At 68.3% G+C, this 1,496-nt stretch carries 1 pseudogene; it reads right to left on the bottom strand.

Annotated features, from left to right (window positions below):
- Positions 1 to 42: 42 nt before the first annotated feature.
- Positions 43 to 1,465, bottom strand: a pseudogene (locus BLW04_RS25445) (IS3 family transposase).
- Positions 1,466 to 1,496 lie beyond the last annotated feature (31 nt).

Here is a 1,496-nt window from a genome sequence, read left to right as displayed (position 1 = left end):
CACCGCGGAACTTGTCAACCTGTCTGAGGCACCGTCTCGCGGCTATTGCTGAGCGGCGGCCTCCGTCTCGTCGGGCGGGTTGATCCAGGAGTTGGTGGGGATCTTCGGCGGCTCGGGCAGTTTGTTGATGAACCGCTCGGGGTGCGCGTTGTAGGCAGCGGACAGGACGATCACGCGCTGTTCACGGACGGCGTGGGCAAGTTCGTGGTGGACGTCAGCCGGCGTGTGGAGTCCCAGGCCGCCGTGACGATGCTCATCGTTGTACCAGGTGAAGAAGCGCTGGCAGTGGGCTCGGGCGGCCTCGATCGAGTCGAACCTGCCGGGGAAGTCGGGCCGATATTTCAGGGTCTTGAAATGGGCCTCGGAGAACGGGTTGTCGTTGGACACGTGCGGGCGTGAATGGGACTGGGTGACGCCGAGGTCGGCGAGTAGGAACGCGACCGGCTTGGAGGCCATCGAGGAGCCCCGGTCGGCGTGGACGGTCAACTGGCCTCGCTCGATGCCCTGCTTGGCGCAGGTGTCGGCGATCAGCTTCTCGGCCAGCGCCGCGGACTCGCGGGTGGCCAGCATCCAACCGACGGCGTAACGGGAGTAGATGTCCAAGATCACGTAGAGGTAGTAGTAGGTCCACTTCGCCGGTCCGTGCAGTTTCGTGATGTCCCACGAGTACACCTGGTTCGGCCCGGTCGCGGCCGGTTCGGGTTTCACCGCCGCCGGGTGGGTGGCCTGCCGTCGTCGCTCGCGGGTTCCGCTCGCGGCGCGCAGCAGCCGGTAGAAGGTGGACTGCGAGCCCAAGTAGACGCCCTCGTCGAGCAGGATCGCCACGCCTCGGCTGGTGCCAGATCGGCGAACCGGTCGCTGTGCAGCACGTCGAGGATCGCCTGTCGTTCCTCTGGCGAGAGGGCGCGGGGCTGCACCCGGTCCCGGTGGGGGATCGGCGTCGGCCGGGCCGATGCCGGACTGGTGCGGTGACGGCGGTAGTAGCCGGCCTGCGCGGCGCCGACCGCCTCGCACGCCGCCCGGACACCAACCCGTTCGGTGAGGGTGGCGATCGCCTTATCGGTCACGGCGTCGACTTCGGCTCGGTGTCCGCGCTCTCGGAGATGGTCTGCAAGAGCGCGTGCAGTTTTGCTTGCACGTCCACCACGAAGCGGGCCTTGGCCAACTCCTGCTCCAGCTGGCGTTTGTCCTGTTCCAGTCGGGTGATCTTCTCCTGCTGCGGGTCGCGTCGCGGTCTGCCGCGGGGCTTGGTCAGCCCGGCCAGGGCGACGGCGTCACGAGCGCGACGCCAGTCCACGAGGTGACTGGAGTACAGGCCTTCCCGGCGCAGCAGCGTGCCCTTCTCGCCGTCGGGCGCAGCGTCGTAGGCCGCGAGCACCTCCAGCTTGTACTTCGCGGTGAACGTCCGCCGCCGGGCCCGCTCAGGGACCTCGGGGTCGGGACGTTCAGTACCGGCGCCATCCACTCGCCCAGAATCTGCGGTCCCGGGCGTCGGG

This window comes from Modestobacter sp. DSM 44400, assembly GCF_900107175.1.
Lineage (GTDB): Bacteria > Actinomycetota > Actinomycetes > Mycobacteriales > Geodermatophilaceae > Modestobacter.
The sequence above is the reverse complement of the archived record's forward strand: the minus strand, read 5'-3'. Positions and strand labels throughout refer to the sequence as shown.